This is a genomic window from Candidatus Spongiisocius sp., from assembly GCF_965221825.1.
Classification (GTDB): domain Bacteria; phylum Actinomycetota; class Acidimicrobiia; order Spongiisociales; family Spongiisociaceae; genus Spongiisocius.
The window spans coordinates 3,086,322-3,105,019 of sequence record NZ_OZ244917.1 but is presented as its reverse complement, the minus strand read 5'-3'; the positions used below and the strand labels follow the sequence as shown (position 1 = coordinate 3,105,019).

At 65.7% G+C, this 18,698-nt stretch carries 16 protein-coding genes; 9 read left to right on the top strand and 7 right to left on the bottom strand.

The window, feature by feature from the left end:
* The first annotated feature begins 66 nt into the window (after positions 1-66).
* The 3 genes from ACOQPD_RS14305 to ACOQPD_RS14295 all read left to right on the top strand — a co-directional run bounded on the left by ACOQPD_RS14305 (position 67) and on the right by ACOQPD_RS14295 (position 2,621).
* A complete protein-coding gene (locus ACOQPD_RS14305; RefSeq protein ID WP_420612634.1) occupies positions 67-1,440 on the top strand; it encodes an aldehyde dehydrogenase family protein in 1,374 nt (457 codons plus the stop codon).
* A gap of 99 nt (positions 1,441-1,539) precedes the next feature.
* Positions 1,540-1,788 (top strand): ribbon-helix-helix domain-containing protein, encoded by a 249-nt coding sequence (locus ACOQPD_RS14300; RefSeq protein WP_420612633.1) that lies wholly within the window; start codon positions 1,540-1,542, stop codon positions 1,786-1,788.
* Positions 1,789-1,964: 176 nt separating this feature from the next.
* Positions 1,965-2,621 (top strand): Fic family protein, encoded by a 657-nt coding sequence (locus tag ACOQPD_RS14295; RefSeq protein WP_420612632.1) that lies wholly within the window; start codon positions 1,965-1,967, stop codon positions 2,619-2,621.
* Here the strand turns inward: ACOQPD_RS14295 and ACOQPD_RS14290 are convergent.
* The 3 genes from ACOQPD_RS14290 to ACOQPD_RS14280 are packed head-to-tail and all read right to left on the bottom strand — an operon-like array spanning position 2,618 to position 6,682.
* Entirely contained in the window at positions 2,618-2,809 is a 192-nt protein-coding gene (locus ACOQPD_RS14290; protein WP_420612631.1) for a 2-oxoisovalerate dehydrogenase, read from the bottom strand. The two genes, ACOQPD_RS14295 and ACOQPD_RS14290, sit on opposite strands and share 4 nt — an antisense overlap.
* Before the next feature lie 37 nt (positions 2,810-2,846).
* The gene (locus ACOQPD_RS14285; protein WP_420612630.1) at positions 2,847-4,583 is read right to left on the bottom strand and encodes a hydantoinase B/oxoprolinase family protein; all 1,737 of its coding nucleotides are present in this window, start codon (positions 4,581-4,583) and stop codon (positions 2,847-2,849) included.
* Entirely contained in the window at positions 4,580-6,682 is a 2,103-nt protein-coding gene (locus ACOQPD_RS14280) for a hydantoinase/oxoprolinase family protein (protein WP_420612629.1), read from the bottom strand. Before ACOQPD_RS14280 ends, ACOQPD_RS14285 begins: the two co-directional genes overlap by 4 nt.
* A gap of 264 nt (positions 6,683-6,946) precedes the next feature.
* Between ACOQPD_RS14280 and ACOQPD_RS14275 the strand changes: the two genes are divergently transcribed.
* The 6 genes from ACOQPD_RS14275 to ACOQPD_RS14250 all read left to right on the top strand — a co-directional run bounded on the left by ACOQPD_RS14275 (position 6,947) and on the right by ACOQPD_RS14250 (position 13,711).
* A complete protein-coding gene (locus tag ACOQPD_RS14275; RefSeq protein ID WP_420612628.1) occupies positions 6,947-8,599 on the top strand; it encodes an ABC transporter substrate-binding protein in 1,653 nt (550 codons plus the stop codon).
* Positions 8,600-8,684: 85 nt separating this feature from the next.
* On the top strand, positions 8,685-9,644 hold the full coding sequence (locus tag ACOQPD_RS14270) for an ABC transporter permease (protein WP_420612627.1): 960 nt from the start codon (positions 8,685-8,687) through the stop codon (positions 9,642-9,644).
* A gap of 1 nt (position 9,645) precedes the next feature.
* The gene (locus ACOQPD_RS14265) at positions 9,646-10,593 is read left to right on the top strand and encodes an ABC transporter permease (protein ID WP_420612626.1); all 948 of its coding nucleotides are present in this window, start codon (positions 9,646-9,648) and stop codon (positions 10,591-10,593) included.
* On the top strand, positions 10,593-11,579 hold the full coding sequence (locus tag ACOQPD_RS14260) for an ABC transporter ATP-binding protein (protein WP_420612625.1): 987 nt from the start codon (positions 10,593-10,595) through the stop codon (positions 11,577-11,579). The genes ACOQPD_RS14265 and ACOQPD_RS14260 overlap by 1 nt, the downstream gene beginning before the upstream one ends.
* Before the next feature lie 68 nt (positions 11,580-11,647).
* On the top strand, positions 11,648-12,598 hold the full coding sequence (locus tag ACOQPD_RS14255; RefSeq protein ID WP_420614396.1) for an ABC transporter ATP-binding protein: 951 nt from the start codon (positions 11,648-11,650) through the stop codon (positions 12,596-12,598).
* Between the two features lie 24 nt (positions 12,599-12,622).
* Complete coding sequence (locus tag ACOQPD_RS14250; protein WP_420612624.1) at positions 12,623-13,711, top strand: zinc-binding dehydrogenase; 1,089 nt, start codon at positions 12,623-12,625, stop codon at positions 13,709-13,711.
* Between the two features lie 68 nt (positions 13,712-13,779).
* Here ACOQPD_RS14250 and ACOQPD_RS14245 read toward each other — a convergent pair whose 3' ends face one another.
* The 4 genes from ACOQPD_RS14245 to ACOQPD_RS14230 all read right to left on the bottom strand — a co-directional run bounded on the left by ACOQPD_RS14245 (position 13,780) and on the right by ACOQPD_RS14230 (position 18,493).
* Entirely contained in the window at positions 13,780-15,012 is a 1,233-nt protein-coding gene (locus ACOQPD_RS14245; RefSeq protein ID WP_420612623.1) for an MFS transporter, read from the bottom strand.
* A gap of 177 nt (positions 15,013-15,189) precedes the next feature.
* A complete protein-coding gene (locus ACOQPD_RS14240) occupies positions 15,190-16,182 on the bottom strand; it encodes an LLM class flavin-dependent oxidoreductase (protein WP_420612622.1) in 993 nt (330 codons plus the stop codon).
* Complete coding sequence (locus ACOQPD_RS14235; RefSeq protein WP_420612621.1) at positions 16,182-17,570, bottom strand: dihydroorotase; 1,389 nt, start codon at positions 17,568-17,570, stop codon at positions 16,182-16,184. Before ACOQPD_RS14235 ends, ACOQPD_RS14240 begins: the two co-directional genes overlap by 1 nt.
* On the bottom strand, positions 17,567-18,493 hold the full coding sequence (locus tag ACOQPD_RS14230; RefSeq protein ID WP_420612620.1) for an alpha/beta hydrolase: 927 nt from the start codon (positions 18,491-18,493) through the stop codon (positions 17,567-17,569). Before ACOQPD_RS14230 ends, ACOQPD_RS14235 begins: the two co-directional genes overlap by 4 nt.
* Between the last annotated feature and the right edge of the window lie 205 nt (positions 18,494-18,698).

Below are 18,698 nucleotides of genomic sequence, written 5' to 3'. Positions count from 1 at the left end.
CGGGCTTCCTCCTGACCATTGGAGGCAGCGCCGGGAGCCATCCACCTCGTCAGATGGGAGTCAGGAATGGATCGGGTCGGAAAAAACTCCATCGAGGTCATCGACCCAGCGACCGAGCAGGTCATCACCCGGCTTCCATCCGCTGGCCCCGAAGATGCCGACAGAGCCGTCGCCAGGGCTAAGGCAGCCTTCGCGACGTGGCAAAACGTCGCCGCCGGCGACCGGGCCACCATCTTACGACGCGTCGGCGCAGCCGTAGAGGAGCAGGCGGTGTCGCTGGCGCAACTGGAGTCACGCAACGTGGGCAAGCCGATCAACGATGCCTTGGGAGAGGTGGGCATGGTGGCGGCCACCTTCGCCTACTACGCCGGATCGCCCGAGCGCCTCACCGGAAAGACGATCCCCGTACCCGGCGGCGTGAACATGACCTTCAAAGAACCGATGGGCGTGGTCGGTCTGATCACACCATGGAATTTCCCTCTCGCCATCGCCTCGTGGGGGGTGGCGCCCGCCCTGGCAGCCGGTAACACGGTGGTGCTCAAGCCGGCGCAACTCACACCGCTAACGGCTATCGAACTCGAACGCATCGCGCTGGAAGCGGGCCTGCCCGAAGGCGTTTTCCAGGTGCTGGCCGGGCCGGGCAGCCTGGTGGGTGAGCGTCTCGTCGAGCACCCTGATGTGGCCAAGATCGGATTCACTGGCTCGACCGAAGTCGGCAAACGGATCAGCATCCGCGCCTCCGAGACCATCAAGCGGGTGACGCTCGAACTCGGCGGCAAGTCGGCCAATATCGTCTTCGCCGACGCCGATCTCGAGCGGGCGGCAGCGGCCGCGCCGGGCGCGGTATTCGGCAACGCCGGACAGGATTGCTGCGCCCGTTCCCGCATCCTGGTGGAACGCAGCACCATGGACGTCTTCCTGGACCTGCTCTCCGCCAACGTTGCCGCCATGAGGGTGGGTGACCCGATGGACGAGGCCACCGAGATGGGACCCCTGATCACGGCAGAACACCGGTCCAAGGTGGCCTCGTTCCTGGACGAAGACACCACCGTGGTGGCCCGCGGCAACGCCCCGGATGGTCCCGGATTCTGGTTCGCGCCCACGGTCGTGACGCCCAACTCGCCCGGAGCCCGCGCGGCGACTGAGGAGATCTTCGGCCCCATCGCCTGCGTGATGCCCTTCGACGACGAGGAGGAGGCCGTCTCCATCGCCAACGACACCATCTACGGCCTGTCCGGCTCGGTCTGGACGGAGAACGGCGCCAGGGCACTCCGGGTCGCCCGGGCGCTGGACGCCGGCACGCTGTCGGTCAACTCCAACTGGTCGGTCCGGATCGCCACGCCCTACGGCGGCTTCAAGCAGTCCGGCATCGGCCGGGCGCTCGGTCCCGACGCCCTCGATTACTACACCGAACTCAAGAACCTCTACATCGCCACCTGAAGCCCTCGGCCCGTATCCGGCAGAGAAGACCAGAAACGCGGAGGCCCTGGCCCGGCCCCGCTGCAGAAATGGGTTTATGCGGAATGCCATACTTATCGCATGACACAGCTGGTTACGCACGTTGACGATGAGTTGGTCCAGCAAGTAGACAGGCTCGTCGAAAACGGCGCCGTGACGTCGAGATCCGACGCGGTTCGGAGGGGCCTGCGAGCGCTGGTTGACCGCGAGCGGCGCCGTTCGGTAGATGTAGCGATCGTCGAGGGTTACCGCCGCCGACCTCAGGCCGAGGATGAGGCGGGGTGGAGCGACGAGACGGCCAGATCAATGATCGCCGAGGAACCTTGGTGAGTCAGGTGCAGGGAGAACATCTGGTGGGCGGAATCAGAGGACCGACGATGACCGTCAGTCTGGATGGAAGTCCCTACAGCCTGGAGCACACGGGCAGGTGGGTCTTCGATAGAGCGAACTAACTCCAGGACCGCGCAGACCTCCTGAGGGAAGAAGGGCAACTCTCGGAGCAGATGTTGCGCGCCTACTTCGGCGACACACGCTTCCGGCAGATCGCCGAGTCAAACGCTATCGAGGGCAACCCCCTAAGCGAGACCGAGACCGAGATGGCTGTGATGAAGGGCGTCACCATCGCAGGACATGACCCCGCCTACTCGAAGGACGCCGTCAACCTCTCGATGGCCCTGGAGAGGATGGTCGAGCTCGCCCAAGACAGATTACCCACCGGTATCGAACAGCTGAAGGAACTGCATGCGCTGATCCTTGGCGATACTCCGGGAGCAGGCCTAATCCGCACACAACCCGTCCGTATCAAAGGATCGGGACACCGGCCGCGCGGAACCTGGCGTGAGGTCATGTCCGCAATGGAGGACTGGGAGGCCTGGTCCAGAGCCAACGACGGCGGTCAGGCCTTTCTCCGAGCCATCGTGCTGAAGACCTGGCTGACCCACATCCACCCGTTCTCGGACGGCAACGGACGGACTGCCCGGGCGGTAATGAACCTTGAACTGATCCGGGCCGGCCTCCCCAGCATCATCATCCGGTATGAGGACCGGACCCGGTACTACGACGCTCTGGTTGATTCCGATCTCGGTGGCGACCTCGGACCTATATCCGAGTTGATCCTCGCCCGCGTCGAGGACGCCTTGGACGACTTGCTGCGATTCTGTTAGAAACGGAACCGGACGACCCTTTGCCGGCCTGAGTCGCCGAAGTGGCACAGCACCGCATCCTTGACCATCTCCTTCAGATCGGCCCAGTCCTCACCCTGCGTGAAGATGCTATGGCCCAATGCCCGAGCATTGAAGCCACCCTCCGCAGCCTCGGTAACCTCGAAAAAGATCTCTGTGTTCGCTTCCACAGTCTCCTCCTGACAGTTTCCGTTACGGCCTACCCGGTCAGGAACGGCGTAGGACCTGGGTGGCCTCCGGATCGAGGCGGTAATCGTCCGGGAGGCGCACGAGTTGGTCGTCCTTGCCCAGGTACTCGACCACCACGCCGTAGTCGCGTCTCGCCGCCTCCACCGACACGTACCCTTCGATCACGTCCCATAGGACCGCTTCGGGATCCCGTGTGTACGGGTCTCCGTAGCCGCCGCCGCCGGGTAGGTTGAGCTGGACCCGGCTGCCTGGGTCGAGCACCAGCAGGCGTTTGGGCTGAGCCTCCTCGGTGCCGTCGATCCGGAACTCGCCGGCCGCTCCGTACCCGCCTCCCAGCAACCCTTCGGGCGGGTAGGAGATCCGATCGACCATGCCCGAGACCGTCCAATCCTCGTCGGTCACGCAGCCCATCTCGGTCCACTGCCCCAGCCCGCCTCTGAACCTGCCCGGTCCGCCGGAGTCGGTCCGCAGTTCCCGCCGGTGCTGGACCATGGAGGTGAGGGTCTCCACGGACTCGGCCGGCACCCCCGCCACCCCGCTGGGGAAGCCGGTCGTGTTGAGGCCGTCCTTGGACGCCCGGGCCCCGGCCCCTCCGCACTGGAAGAGGCTGAAGGTGAACCGATCGTCCGACCGCCGGGGCCTCCCCCTCCAGATCGAGATCCAGATCGGGTCGGAACCGGGCGCCATGAGCCGGTCGGGCAAGGCCTCCGCCAGCGCCCCGAACACCACCCCGGGGAGGAAATGGCCGATGATGTGCCGGGAGGCCACCGCGGCCGGCTCGAGGCAGTTGAGGATCGAACCGGGAGGCGCCGACACATGCACCGGACGGAAGGCTCCGTCATTGTGGGGAACATCGGGGCTGATGGCCGCCTTCATCGCGAACGAGGCATAGGCGTGGGTGTAGTTGAAGACCACGTTGATTCCCCGCACGCTCTCCGGCGACGAACCAGCGAAATCGATGAGGATGTCCTCGTCCTCGATGGTCACCTTCGCCTTGATCAGGATCGGCTCCTCGAAGCCGTCGCTCCACGTCTCGTGCTCGTGGACGCCGTTGGGAATTTCCCGGATGGCGCCGCGCATCGCCTCCTCCGAGCGGGTGATGATCTCGTGGGAAAGCGGATCGATGGAGTCGAGGTCGAACTCGTCCATGAAGCTGAGCAGCGCCCGGGCGCCGACATCGTTGCAGGAGGTCTGCGCGTAGAGATCACCCACCGTCTCGTCCGGGGTGCGGACGTTGGCCCGGACGATGGAGATCAGATCCTGGTTGATGGCGCCCCGGTCGTACAGCTTCATGATGGGGATACGCAGACCCTCCTCGTACACCTCCCTGGCCTCGGCGGAGAGTATCCGCCCGCCGATGTCGGCGGCGTGGCAGGTGTTGGCGAAGTAGGCGACCTCGATGCCGTTCTTGAAGACCGGGGTCAACACCGTTATGTCGTTGATCTGGCCGGCGGTCATCCAGGGATCGTTCGTGATCAACACGTCGCCGGGGCTCAGGCTGCCCGGCGGGTACTCCTTCAGGAAGTGGCGCACCCCGGTGGCCATGGCGTTGATGTGGCCGGGGGTTCCGGTGACCGATTGGGCCATCATCCAACCGTTGGTGTCGAAGACCCCGCACGCCAGGTCCTGGGTCTCGCGCACGATGGTGCTGAAGGCCGTCCGCTGCAAGGCCACCTGCTGCTCGTTAACGACCGACAGGACCCGGCTCCAGAGCACCTCGATGAGGACCGCATCCAACCGCGTCCGGGTAGTCATGTCCCCCCTCCCATCGAGACCACGATGTTGAGCCGATCGTCCACGGTTACCAGGCCGCCCGGTCCGATGATGGCGGTGGACTCCCGTTCCTCGATGATCGCCGGACCGGCCATCGTCGAGCCGGAACCCAGCCGGTAGCGGTCGTACACCGGCGTAGTGACGTATCCCCCCTCGGATGGGAAGTAGGCGGGGCGTTCACCCTTGCGGGCCGCCTCCGTATCGCCGGTCACGTTCCCTCTGTCCGCCTCGACCGGCATGGGCCGTGGCCCGCGGCTCACCACCCTCCAGGTGAGAGCCTCGAGACCCACGGGCGGTCCCTCCCGGCCGTAGAGGCTCCGGTACACCCGGTCGAACTCCTCGTAGATACTCTGGCGGTGCTCGACCGCCAGCGTCCCGTCCGGGATCGGAACCCGGATCTCGTGGCCCTGGCCCACGTAGCGAATGTCGGCGGTCCTGGTGTGGGTGATCTCCTCAGGGCCGGCGCCCGACTCGACCAGGAGGTCGGTCCCGTCCCGCTCCATCTCCTCGAAGATGCCGTTCACCTCGCCCCAGTCCAGTTCGTCGAGCCTTCCGTAGTAGGAGCGCACGAAGTCGAAGGCGAGCGGCGCCACCAGGAGCCCCATGGCGCTGGTGACACCGGCGCCGTAGGGCAGCACCAGTTCGCCGCTCCCGAGCAACTCGGCGACGCCGTAGCCATGTACCGGTCCGGCGCCTCCGAAGGCCACCACCGGCAGGGCTCTGGGGTTCTTCCCCCGCTCCACCGCGTGGACCCGGGCGGCGTTGGCCATGGCCTCGTTGACGACCTGGTGAACCCCCCAGGCGGCCTCCGGTACCGACATCCCCAGCCGGTCGCCGATGCTCCGGGCGATGGCGGCTTCGGCAGCGGCGACGTCCAGTTTCATGGCCCCGCCCAGGAAGTAGTCGGGGTCCAGATAGCCGAGGACCAGGTCGGCGTCGGTAACCGTCGGGGAGCTACCGCCGCGGGCGTAACAGACCGGTCCGGGATCGGCGCCGGCCGAGTCGGGACCCACCTTGAGCAGTCCCAGGGAGTCGACCCGGGCGATGGATCCCCCGCCCGCGCCGATCTCGATCATCTCGATCACGGGCACCTTGACGGGAAGCCCGGACCCCTTCTTGAAGCGGTAGCGGCGGTCCACCTCGAAGTCGTGGGTGACCAGCGGCTCGCCCCCGTCCACCACGCTCAGCTTGGCAGTGGTACCCCCCATGTCGAAGGACAGCAACGAGTCGCGGCCCATGGCGGTCCCCACCGACGCCGCCGCCAGCGCACCCGCGGCCGGACCCGACTCGAGGAGCCGGATCGGGAAGCGGACGCAGGTGTCGAGGGTGGCCACGCCGCCGCTGGAGAGCATCACGAACAGCTGACCCTCGAAACCGATCCTCTCCATGCGGCGGCGGAGTCCATGCAGGTAGTCCTCGACCAGCGGCTGGACATATACATTGGCGATGGTCGTGGACGCCCGCTCGAACTCACCGATCTCGGGAACGATCTCCGAGGAAAGTGAAACCCGCATCTCGGGGGCCTCGCCCTTAACCACGTCCCGGGCCCGCTCCTCGGACTCGGGATTGGTGAAGGAGTGGAGGAAGCAGATAGCCACCGCCTCCACGCCGGCCCCGGACAGCTCACGGACCAGGCGCGCCACGTAGTCCTCGCCAAGTTCGATGGTCTGCGTCCCGTCGGTCAAGGTCCGCTCCGGCACGTCGAAGCGGAGATGGCGAGGTACGAGCGGCCTGGGATGCTCCAGATTCAGGTCGTACAGCTCGTAGCGATGCTCGCGCCCGATCTCGATGGAGTCCCTGAACCCCGAAGTGGTGAGCAGAGCGGTCCGGGCCCCCTTGCGCTCGATGATGGCATTGGTGACCAGGGTGGTCCCGTGGACAAGATGGCGGACCGATGCGCCGGCGTGACCCGAGCGATCGAGCGTCTGTGCCAGCACCTCCTCGACCCCTCGCGACGGATCGGGAGTGGTGAGCACCTTGCCGATCTCGACCTGCCCGGAGTGGCCGATCATCATCAGATCGGTGAATGTGCCGCCGATATCGACACCTACCCGCAGCTCGTTGCCCGCTGATCCAACCATTTCGACGCCTTGACAGGGCTCAGAATCAGTGGATTGCAACATGTGATAATAGTTTACTCATAAACACGTCTTTGCGCCAAATAATTCCGGCATATCTTCTATGTTGGAAATAACATCAAATGTATATGCTCCACAAGACGCAGGTATCAGTTGCCGACCCTTAACATCTCCACCTAGTATACCGCCGGTCGAGCATCCCAAACGGGAGGAGTGGTTGTGCCCAAATCAATGGACCGAAGAGAGTTCCTAAAGCGAAGCGGTCTCATGATCGGAGTAGGCGCCGTCGCTCCGACCGTGCTAGCGGCTTGCGGAGGGGACGATACACCGGCCACCACCGCAGCACCGGCCACCACCGCAGCCCCGGCCACCACGGCTGCGGCGGAAACCACCGCCACCACGGCGATGATGGAGGAAGCTCCGGCCGAGTTCGAGAGCATCACGCTGTCGCAGGTGGGCGGCTGGATATCGCTCGACAACAACCGGACCACCGGCGGCGCCCTCGCCTCGGGCCAGCACACGTTCGAGGGGCTGCTCACCAAGCTCCCCGATCGGTCGCTCGTTCCCGCGCTGGCGGCTGAGATGCCCACCAGGGTGGACGATCTCACCTACAGCGTGAAGATCCGGACCAACCGGACCTTCACCGACGGCTCCCCGATCACGGCTTCCGATATCGCTTACGGCTTCTCTCGGCTGGCGCCCGAGAAGGAGCTGGGGTCGCCCTTCACGGCGTATACGTCTTTCATCGAGTCGGTCGAGGTGGTGGCCGACGATGAGCTCCAGATCAACCTGGGGCAGAAGGTCCCGGAGGATGTCCTGTTCCACAGGATGTCCGCCGTCAACGCCTATCCCGAGGCCGTGGTGGAGGCGATGGGCGGCGAGGAGTACTCGTTCGCACCGACACCTTCATCCGGTTCGATGATGGTCGCGGCGCCGTTCGACACCGAGATCAACATGTTCAAGCGGTATGACGGGTACGAGGGTCCCCTGCCCCTGGCGGCCAAGGACATCACCTATCTCGTCATCCCCGAACTGTCGGGCCGGATCGCCCAGGCCGAGGCCGGCCAGGTGCAGATCCTGGACGGCGTGTCCCCGCAGCTCTACCGGGCAATCCAGGACTCGCCGAACCTCGAGTTGGGTGTTGCTCGCGAGACCACGTTCCTCGAGATGATCTTCTTCAACACCCAAAAGCCACCCTTCGACAACCAGCTGGTGCGCCAGGCGGTGATGTACTCCATCGACGCGCCGCAGTTGATCGAGATCGGCTTGGCAGGCGAAGGTCGGATCGCCCGGTCGCCGCTCCCTCCGGAGAGCGACCGGTTCCGCGAGCCGCAGATGCAGTACAACTTCGACCCCGACAAGTCGAAGGAGTTGCTCAGGGAGGCCGGTTACGACCCGGACAACGAGCCCCTGCAGTTCCAGCTCGGCGTCGTGGAGTGGGCGTACGTCTACCCGCAGGCGCCCCTGCTGGCCCAGACGATGCAGGAGGGCGGTTTCGACCCGCTGTTGCTGGTGGACTCAATCGACGCCCGCTGGGTGTCCGACATCATGAAGCCTGAAGACGGCGGTCCGGCGCGGTTCGACGCCTGGGTGGCCACTATCGGCTTCGAGGTGTTCACCTACGACCCGGACAACCTGTTCCGCGGCTGGTGGGGCGGCTGGGCCGAGGGTGCCAGCTTCGAGACGGAGAACGTGCCGTCGACGCTGAACGACCTGCTCGACCAGGCGCTGGAGGAGTCGGACTTCGACAAGCAGAACGATCTGTACGCGGCGGCCAACGAGCTACTCGTTACCGAGGCCGGTGCGGTTCCGATCCTGTTCCAGCCCATAGCCCACGCCTGGCACAAGTCGGTCGCCGGCTACCAGATGCCCCAGACCCTGGGCATGACCCTGTTCGGCGTACATCCGTCCGGCGAGTAGCCGTCCGGATCGGCAAGCCAAGTAAAGCAACCGAGCCGATATCGGGTTTGGTATCGGTAAAGGCCGGTAGGGCCTGATGGGAGCGGTGGGCAGGCTTATCCTGCAACGCCTCCTCCAAGCCCTGCCGGTCATCATCGGCATCACGTTCTACGTGTTCGTGATGCTGGAGTTCTCTCCGGTCGACGCTCGCTACGCGGGTCTGGGGCTGTACGCCAGCGACGAGGCGCGTGAGCAGCTCGCCGAGGAATTCGGGCTCAACGATCCGGTGCTCATCCGCTACGGGCGGTACCTGGGAGACCTTTCGACCGGCGACTTCGGTTTGAGCGTCTACGGCGACCGGCCCGTCCTGACCATCCTCGGGGAGGGCATCGGGATCTCGCTATCGGTGGCGGCGCTCGCGTTGTTCCTCGCCACCCTGATCGCCTTCGTACTGGGGGTGAGTTCCGCCTATTTCGCGGGTAGCTGGTGGGACTCCACGGTCAGGGCGGGAACGCTGGGAGTGCTCTCGATGCCGATCTTCTGGCTCGCTCTGCTACTCATACTCACATTCGCCCTGGCGAACCCCATAGGGGTCACGTGGTTCCCCGCCGGAAGCTGGGTGCCCTTCAGCGAGGACAAGATCGGGTGGTTGAGGGCACTAACCCTCCCCTCCTTATCGATAGCCCTCCCCGTGGGCGGATTCCTGACCCGCGTGGTGCGTTCCTCGGTGCTGGACGAGCTGGAGAAGGACTACGTTCGGACTGCGCGCGGGATGGGACTGCGGGACCGGGTGATAGTCCGCAAGAACGTGCTCCGCAACGCGCTGGTGGCACCGTTGACCGTGCTCGGATTGCAGGCCGGCTACATACTGGGCGGCGTGGTGCTGGTCGAGAGGGTCTTCAACCTCCGCGGCCTGGGCTGGAAGATGATCGACTCCGCCACAACCGGCGACTTCAACATCGTCACCGGGATCGCCCTGGTCGGCGCGATGCTGTTCGTCCTCTCCAACCTGGCCGCCGACGTGGCGTTCCTCATCTTCAAACCGAGCGCCCGCGAGAGTTCGTGACATGAGCGAAGCACGCGACCCCAGCCCCGAACGCCGGCCACGGATCCGATTTGGTCCCAAGTCGGTGGAAGCTGCGATGAAGGCCGCTCCGACTGGTCCGGTGAAGATGGGGCGGCTGCCATTTCGCGCCAAGCTTGGATTGGCCTGGGTCGGGCTCGTCATTTTCGTGGCGATCTTCGCCCACTGGCTGTCTCCGTACGATCCATACACGGTGGGCCTGACCACTCCCAACACCGGCCCCGACTGGCCGGAGCACATCTTCGGGTCCGACGAGATCGCCCGGGACGTTCTGTCCAGAGTGATCCACGGATCGAGGATGTCGGCTCTCGTGGCCGTGATGACCCCGGTGCTGGCTCTGATTCTGGGAGGAACGATCGGGATGGTGGCGGCCTCGACATCCCGAAATCGGAAGCTCAGGTGGATCAACGACGTGCTGATGCGCCTGGTGGACATCCAGTTCGCGTTCCCGGCGGTGGTTCTGGCCGTGGTGGTGTCGTCGGCATTCGGCCAGTCATTCCGGACCCTGCTGCTGGTCCTGACCGTGGTCTACACGCCCATCATGGCCCGCTACATCCGCGCCGCGGTCCTCGACCAGCTGGGCGAGGACTACGTCGCCGCCCTCAGAGCTATGGGGAGTTCGCAACTCCGCATCCTGCTGCGCCACGTGTCCCTGAACATCGCCACGCCGCTGCTGGTGTTCTTCACGCTGGTGGCGGCGGACGCCGTCATTCTCGAAGCCTCCATCAGTTTCCTGGGCGCCGGTCTTCCTCCCCCCGCTCCCACCTGGGGGAATCTCGTCTACGGCGGCTCCCAGTACCTGATCGCAGGCACCTGGTGGTACACGACCTTCCCCGGTCTCGCCATCTTCCTCACGGTGCTGGCACTCAATACGGTGGCGGAGAGCATGGCGGACCGCCTCGGCGGCAGACGGCACCTGCTGGGGCAGTGATGAACGCAGCGGCGGGCAATCCGATCCTGGAGGTCGAGAACCTCAGCATCCACATCCGGCATGCCTACGGGAACACACCGGTCGTGTCGGGGGTGTCGTTCTCGGTGCTGGAGGGCGAGAACCTGGGGATCGTGGGCGAGTCCGGGTGCGGCAAGACGCTGACCGGCCTGTCCGTCATCGGCCTGCTACCGCGTCTTGTGGAGGCCACGGGTTCCATCCGCTGGAAGGGCCAGGATGTGCTCCGGCTGTCTCCCACGGAGCGCCGCAGCCTGATGGGCAGGGAGATCGGCATGGTGTACCAGGACCCGCTGATGAGCCTGAACCCCGGGATGACGGTCAAGGCCCAGCTGCAGCAGGCACTGCGGATCGACGGCGACCACAGGCGTGACCGGCTGTACGAATTGCTGGAACTGGTCCACCTGCCCAACCCCAAGGCCATGGCCGCCGCCTACCCCTTCCAGCTGTCGGGCGGGCAGCGCCAGCGGGTGCTGATCGCATTGGCGCTCGCTCGGCGGCCATCCATCCTGATCGGTGACGAGCCCACCACGGCCCTGGACGAGACGGTCCAGGCCCAGATCGTCGAGCTGTTGCGCTCCCTGCAGGCCGAGCTGTCCTTCACGACCATCCTCATCACCCACAACCTGGCCCTGGTGAAGGAGTTGTGCGAGCGCACCATGGTCATGTACGCCGGGCAACTGGTGGAGGCGGCGCACACCGAGGAGCTGGTCCGCGACCCCCGGCACCCGTACGCGGCGGGGCTGCTGGGTTCGATCGTCAGCCTGGAGGCGAAGGAGCGGCCCGCCCGTTCGATCGAGGGGGTCGTTCCGAGTCCCCTCGAGTTCTCTCCCGGCTGCCGGTTCGTCGAGCGCTGCGCCAACGCCGGCGACCCTTGCGCCGGGACTCCCCCACTCTTGGAGTCCGTCGGGGATCGACACGACCTGGCCTGCTACTTCCCGGTCGGGGGACACGCGGGAGCCGCCGGATGACATCCCGGCCCGCTCCCACCGCCGCGGCGCCTCCCGGCCCGGAGGGGGCAACCACCGGTCCCGACGTCCTGCTCCGGCTGGAGAACCTGGTACACCACTACCGGGCGCCCAGGCGGCAGAAGGTTCACGCAGTGGAGGACCTCTCGCTGACGGTGGCCCCGGGCGAGGCGCTGGGACTGGTGGGCGAGTCGGGCTGCGGCAAGTCCACGGTGGCCCGCTGCGTGGTCGGGCTGATCCGACCCACCGGAGGTCGGATCATCTACGACGGGACCGATGTCTGGGCCCAGCCGGCCAGGTGGCGCCGCCGCAGCTTCGCGCGCCAGGTCGCAATCGTCTTCCAGGATCCCACCTCGAGCCTCAACGCCCGCCTGAAAGTACGAGACACCCTGGCAGATCCGCTGATCATCCACGGAGTCGGCGACAAGGCGGCACGGGACGCACGAGTGCAAGAGCTGCTCGACATGGTGCACCTGCCTCGGGACGCGGCGGACAAGCTCCCCGCCGAGTTGTCGGGAGGCCAGCGCCAGCGGGTGGCGATCGCCCGTGCGCTTTCGCTGAACCCCTCCCTCCTGGTGGCTGACGAGCCCACGTCGGCCCTCGATGTCAGCGTCCAGAACCAGATCCTCAACCTGCTGGCGGAACTCCGCGATGCCCTGAACCTCTCGGTGATCCTGATCAGCCACAACATCCAGGCAGTCTCCTGGCTGGTCGACCGGGTGGCGGTGATGTACCTGGGCCGCAAGGTCGAAGAGGGCCCGGTCGCCGAGGTAAGGGACCACCGACTCCACCCCTATACGCGGGCCTTGCTCTCGGCCAGCCCGATGATCACGAAGAGCAGCGAGCGGATCATCCTCGAAGGAACCCTTCCGAACCCCCGGCACCCTCCGAGCGGATGTCCGTTCACGACCCGCTGCTGGAAGGCCGAAGAGGTCTGCTCGGGCCAGTTCCCTCCCGCCGAGATCCCGGTGGAGGGCCACGAGGTGCATTGTTACTTCCCCGAAGATCCGAACCCCGCCTAGGCGTCTCAACAGGAAGGCAAGAAGATGGATGTCGACCGCCCTCTAATCGTGGCGTCCCGCAGCTTCGAATGGCTACCTGTCACCATCCCCGACGTGGTCGAGCCGGGAAAGGTCCGCATCCGCACCCTGGTCAGCCTGATCAGCCCCGGCACCGAGCTCCGCCTCTACCGGGGGGACACCATGGTCGAGGAGGTGTGGGACAGCTTCGCCGAGATCGACGCCGCCACCACCGAGGGGATGGGAGTGGCGCCTGCATACCGCATCACCGCCAGCAACCAACCCTCGGAGGCCAAGTACCCGGTCAACTGCGGATACAACCTCGTCGGCGAGGTGGTCGAGGTCGGCGAGGGGGTCGGCTCGCTTGCCGAGGGTGACCGTGTCTTCGCCCTGGCTCGGCACCAACCTGTCTTCGACGCCCGGGAATGGCAGGCCGTCAAGGTGCCGGAGGGCGTCGAAACCGAAGCCGCCGCCTTCGCCTACCTACCGACCCTCGGACTGCACGCCCTCCGCCGGGGCGGCTTCACCCCGGGTCTCAACGTGGCGGTGATCGGTCTCGGCCTGATCGGCTTCGGCGCCGCTTTGGTGGCCGACGCCATCGGCGCCTACCTGGCGTGCTTCGAGATCAGCCCGGCCCGGCGCCGGCGGGCGGCTGCTGCGCTCCCCCGAGCGCTGGTCCTCGACCCCACCGAGGACGGCTTCGAGGAGGCGCTGATGGAGTGCTTCCAGCCCTTCGGGATCGACGTGGTGGTCGAGGCGGCAGTGGGTCGGGCCCCCCTGGACCTGGGCATGCGCATCCTCGACGACCAGGGCCGCATGGTGGCCATCGCCCTGCACCCCGAGGATGTGGGACCCCTCCTCTCGGCCGACTTCTACAACAAGCAAGCCTCGATCCTCGGCACCAGCAACGCTCCGTACCAGGACCCCGCCCAACGCCTGACCCGGTTCACCTGCCGCTCCAACATCGAGTTCCTGCTCGAGCTCCACTCGAAGGGAAGGCTCGCGTTGGAGGCATTGCACACTGATACCTATCCCGCCGCGGAGATAGATGCCGCATTCGCGGACCTCGACGCTGCCGAGCGCGACATGATCGGCGTCCTACTCGACTGGCGCTGAGAGCAGAACGGAGATCCGGCCACCGGCATCACCATCCTCATCGGTAGGAGAGTCTACGAACGGTTGGGTCAGGCCGGTTGAGAACGCCGCCGGCGCCGGGCTATAAAGACCGCCCCGGCCAGGGCAGGTATCGCCATGACGAGGGCAGCCACCCGCAGGTTCGCAAAGGTCGCGACGGAGCCGTCGAGCAAGCTCGCCGCGGGACGGGTTCCCAGGAAGGCCACACCCCACAACGCCATTACCCGACCGCGATGGGTCTCCGCCACGTTGAGCTGCATAAGGGTGGTGGCAAGGCTGATCGAGATCATGTACATGATCCCGCCGGCGAAGAGGGCGGCAAGGCCCACGGTCGCGCTTGCAGACATCCCGAAGGTAATGATCGCCAAGCCGAGCCCGGTCATGGCGAGAGAGATATTGCGGAACGAGGCGCGGACCCTCGTCACCAGCAAGGCGGCCGTAAATGCCGCTCCCAACCCGAATATCCCGATGAGTACCCCGGTGAAGGTGTCCGGCCGCCCGTAGATGTCCACGGTGAAGGCGGGGGTCAGGTTCGTCACCGGATCGACCGCGATGGCCACGGCGGCGACGGCTACCAGCAGGGGACCGATGAGCGGATCCTTCCTGACCAGGCGGATCGTGTCGCGAAAGGCAGTCCGGCCCGCAGGTGGCCGATCGTCGTGCCCCTCGACTCTGACGATCATCACCGCTCCGGCCAGGGCGAGGTAGGACAGGGCGTTGAAGGAGAAAGCCCAGGTGAAGCCAAGTGTCAGGATTACCGCCGCGCCCACCACGGGGCCGATCGCTCTCGCCAGATTGAAGGTGATGGCGTTCAACGCGATCGCACCTTGCAGATCCTTGCGCTCCACCAGGTTGGGCACGAGCGCCTGCTGCGCCGGGACCACGAACGCCTTGGAGATACTGAAGAGGAACGCCGTCCCGATCAGCCAAACCGGGGTCGCCAGGCCGAGAAACGTGACCAGCGCCAGGACGCCACCGGCGAGCGATGCCGACACCTGCATCAACACGATGAGCCTGCGCCGGTCGAACCGGTCGGCAACCGATCCGGTCCACGGCGCCAGGACTATCAGGCCGGAGAACTGGGCGAAGCTCGTCATGGCGACCAGGAAGGTCGAGCCGGTAAGCCGGAAGATCAGGAGCGCCAGGGCGATGCTCTGGATCCAGGTGCCGATGCTGGACAGCAGGTTCCCGAAGAAGTAGGGACCGAAGTTCCTCAGCGCCAGGAGGCGGAGGGGCGAACGCGGCACATGCTCCGGCTGGGGGGCGCCGGCGTCTAGATCCATGCCCGGTTACTCACATTCCCTTGCACAGCGATGAGGTCCCATCCTGATCGTCCGACCGGATCGGGCGGCCCCGTCTAGGAGCGTACCGAAATATGTCCGGTTGGCCCGATGGCCGGCAACGGAACCCCGGACAGAGGCGTGGCGGGCCGACCCGTTCCCGTCTCTGCCAGCATGGCCCTAACCGGCCAGACCTTGCGCCCTCAGCCGAGGAAGTACCTGGTCGCCGAGCAACTCGATCGACTCGAACCACCGGTCGAACCTCAGCCGGAGGTCGAACACGAGGTGTTCCACGCCCACCGCGTCGAACTTGGCCACCTCCTCCACCACCTCGTCCGGCGACCCGGCGATCAGGGAACCTTCGATGTCCTCCGCTGTCTCGAAGACACCGGACGGGGGTTTGACCCACCACTTGCCGCGCTCGTTGGCCCACCGCAGCAACCCATCGATGTTGAGACCGTCGAATGCCTCCTCGTGGGTCTTGGCTATGGACGTGGGTGGGATCACCGCAACCGTGGGGCGCTTCCTGCCGGCCTCGGCCGACATGCTGTCCATCGCCTCCACCCGCTTCTCGATCGTGGCAAGGGTGGTCCTCCCCGGCATCCAGCCGTCGCAGTACCTGACCGCTCGCCGCGCCGATGCGGGTGTCGATCCGCAGTACCAGAACGGGACGTGGCCGGGCGGTTTCGGTTCGATGGAGATCGCATCGAGCGTGTAATGGGAGTCGGAATAGTCCACGCGGTCCTCGGTGAAGAGGCGCCGCAGGATGTGAGCGTTCGACTCGACCAACTCGGGACGGAAGATCCCCGGCATCCCGATCGCCTCGAACTCATGATCGAAAGTGCCGGCGCCGTAGCCGAGAATGATCCGATCACCGACCAGTTGAGCGAGCGACCCGACCGACAGCGCCGTATGGATCGGATGGCGGAAGGGAATCAAGGATCCGGTCCCCAGCGTGATCCGCTCGGTAACCGCACCCACGGCAGTGAGGGTGGTCAGTGCCTCGTAAAAGACGATATTGGGATTCTCGAGCTCCGCGTGGGGCTCGAACACCAGATGGTCTCTAACCCAGAGGGAGTCGAAGCCCAACTCCTCGGCAAGTATCGATCCGGTCAGGATCCGCTGGCGGCTCGCGTACGCGCCGAAGTGGGGAAGGAGCAGACCAAACTTCATCAGGGCATTCCTCTTGTCAGGCTGGGCTTTACGTGGCGGCCGAATCCGGGCTCGCCCTTGACGGTTCCATCACCGTATATCTCGATACCTCTCAGGAAGGTTCGCTCGACCGCTCCGACCACCTCACGGCCGTCGTAGGGGGTCCATCCGATCTTGGACAGCACACCATCGTTGGCGATGGTCCACTCCTTGGCCGGGTCGACGATCATGAGGTCGGCGTCGAAGCCCGGCTCCAAGAAGCCCTTGGACCCGATGTCGAAAGACCGGGCGGGGACTTCTGCCATCACCTCTACGACCCGCTCGATGGTCAACTTACCGTGGTGGGCCGCATCGAGGAGCAGCGGCACCTGATGCTGGATTCCCGGCGTACCGGTGTGGGCCGCCCACATATCCTCCCAACCGACATCCTTCTCGGCCCGCGTGTGAGGGGCATGATCCGAGGACACGATGTCGATCGTCCCATCGTTGATAGCGTCCCAGACGGCGGCCCTGTGATGATCGGGAACCCAGTAGGACAGGCAGTAGGGGCCTAGTTCCAGCACATCGTCCCACGTGCCGAGGAACAGTGCCCAGTGATTGACCTCCGCGGTTACCTGCACCCCTTCCGCCTTGGCCCGGCGGATCATCTCTATCCCCTCGATGGTCTGGACGTGGACGATGTGGAGACGGCACCCGGTGGCCTTGGCCATCCGGAGGAGGGTGGCCGTAGCCGTGTCCCAGATGATGCCGTCGTAGGCCGCCAGGGTCTTGGCATAGGCTTCCGGACTCCGGTCGCCCTTCTTCCAGTAACCCTGCTCCACGTGGTCCATCAACGCCTGGTCGTGAGGGTGGACCATGAAGACGCGACCCGTGGCCGCGACGTCCTCGAACATCTGGAGCAAGTGGCCGTGGTCGTGGATCCCGGTTCCGGCCGGGTGCGGGTAGGTGCGCCCCGTGTCCACCACCATGTACACCTTGAAGGCCGCCACTCCGGACTCGGCCATGGCCTCGGTCTCACCATGGGCGGGCACCGGGTTGTGGTTGTAGTCGACGATGCTTTTGGCCCGGTAGAGGTCCAGGACCTCCTCGAGATAGGTCCCGGTCACGGTGGGCGGATCGAGGTTGGGCATCCCGAAGATGGTCGTAACCCCCCCGGCCGCGGCAGCCCGCGTACAGGTGACCAGGTCTTCCTTGTGCGTGTAGCCGGGCTCCCGGGTATGGACATGGACATCCACCATGCCGGGCAGCACCAGCTTGCCGGAGGCGTCCACGACCCGGTTCGCATCCGCGCCGGCCGCGGCGCCGGCCGCCACCTCGACTACCCGCCCGCCGGAGACGAGAATGTCCGCCCGCTTCCGGCCCGAACCGGATACGAGAGTTCCTCCGACCACTGCCAGGTCGTATGTCATGTTGTCGCTCCAGGATCATGGCTGACCGTCACCGGTGCCCTGCGCAGGTACGTGCTGAACCAGTCGGTGATCTGGGGAATCACCGTGTCCGCGTGCTGTGCGTAGGCGCCGTAGTGCGTGGTGTCGCGCTGCATGAGCAGCTTCTTGGGTGGGCGCGCACGCTCGTACAGGGCCACCGCATGGTCGGTAGGGGTAACAGGGTCGTCCTCGACCCCGATGATGAGGAGCGGGGCATCTTCGATCCTGCCGACCGCTTCGATCGGCTTGTAAGCGAGGATTCCGTCCACGCTCCGTAGCTGCACCCGGGTGGGCACGCGGGAGTCGACGTCCTTCTTCACCTTGGTGGCCCTTCGCTCCGGTGTCTGCAGCATGATGTCCTCGCGTGGGTGGACCATCTTGCCCTCCCCCGTTAGGACCCGCTCGGCACGGTCGGCCCGGAGGGAATCCAGCAACTCGTACCACTCGTACTCCCGGCGCATTCGCCGCAGCCAGTCCTCCCCGTCTGCGACCGGCACCTGCGAGACCGCGCACCGGATGCGCGAGTCGGCCGCGGCCAGCATGATCGCATTCCCCCCACCGGTTCCCCCGCTCCCGAACGTACCGATGCTGTCCTCATCGATCTCCGGTCGTGACCCCAGGTAGGTGACCGCGTTGATCAAATCCTCCAGCTGGCGGGAGGGCAGCAGAAGGTCACTCGCTCCTTCTGAGGACCCGAAGCCGCGATAGTCGAAGATGAGGACCGCGATCCCGGCGTCGGTGAGGGCTTCGTGGTAGGGGAGGTAGAGGCGCGCGTCCTTGAGGCCCAGCCAGCCGGGACCTTGGACCACTGCCGGGCACGGACCGTTCGCGGGACCGTCGGGGAAACGCAGGATCGCAGAGATGCGCTCACCTTCCGAGTAGAAGGAGACATCCTCGGCCCTCACCGCAGAACCTTCGTCTTCGAACTCACCGGGCGAGTATAGATAGCCCGATATACGGTATACATCACAGCTGGGTGTCCTCCCCGGCCGAGTAAGCGGGGTTCACAGGAGCCGGCAGCTACCGACCGTAGGAGCGTGCCGAAAAAGACGGGGATGGATTGACCCGCGACCTTGTGAACAGGGGTTTTGTTGCTGGACATCGGGCCAA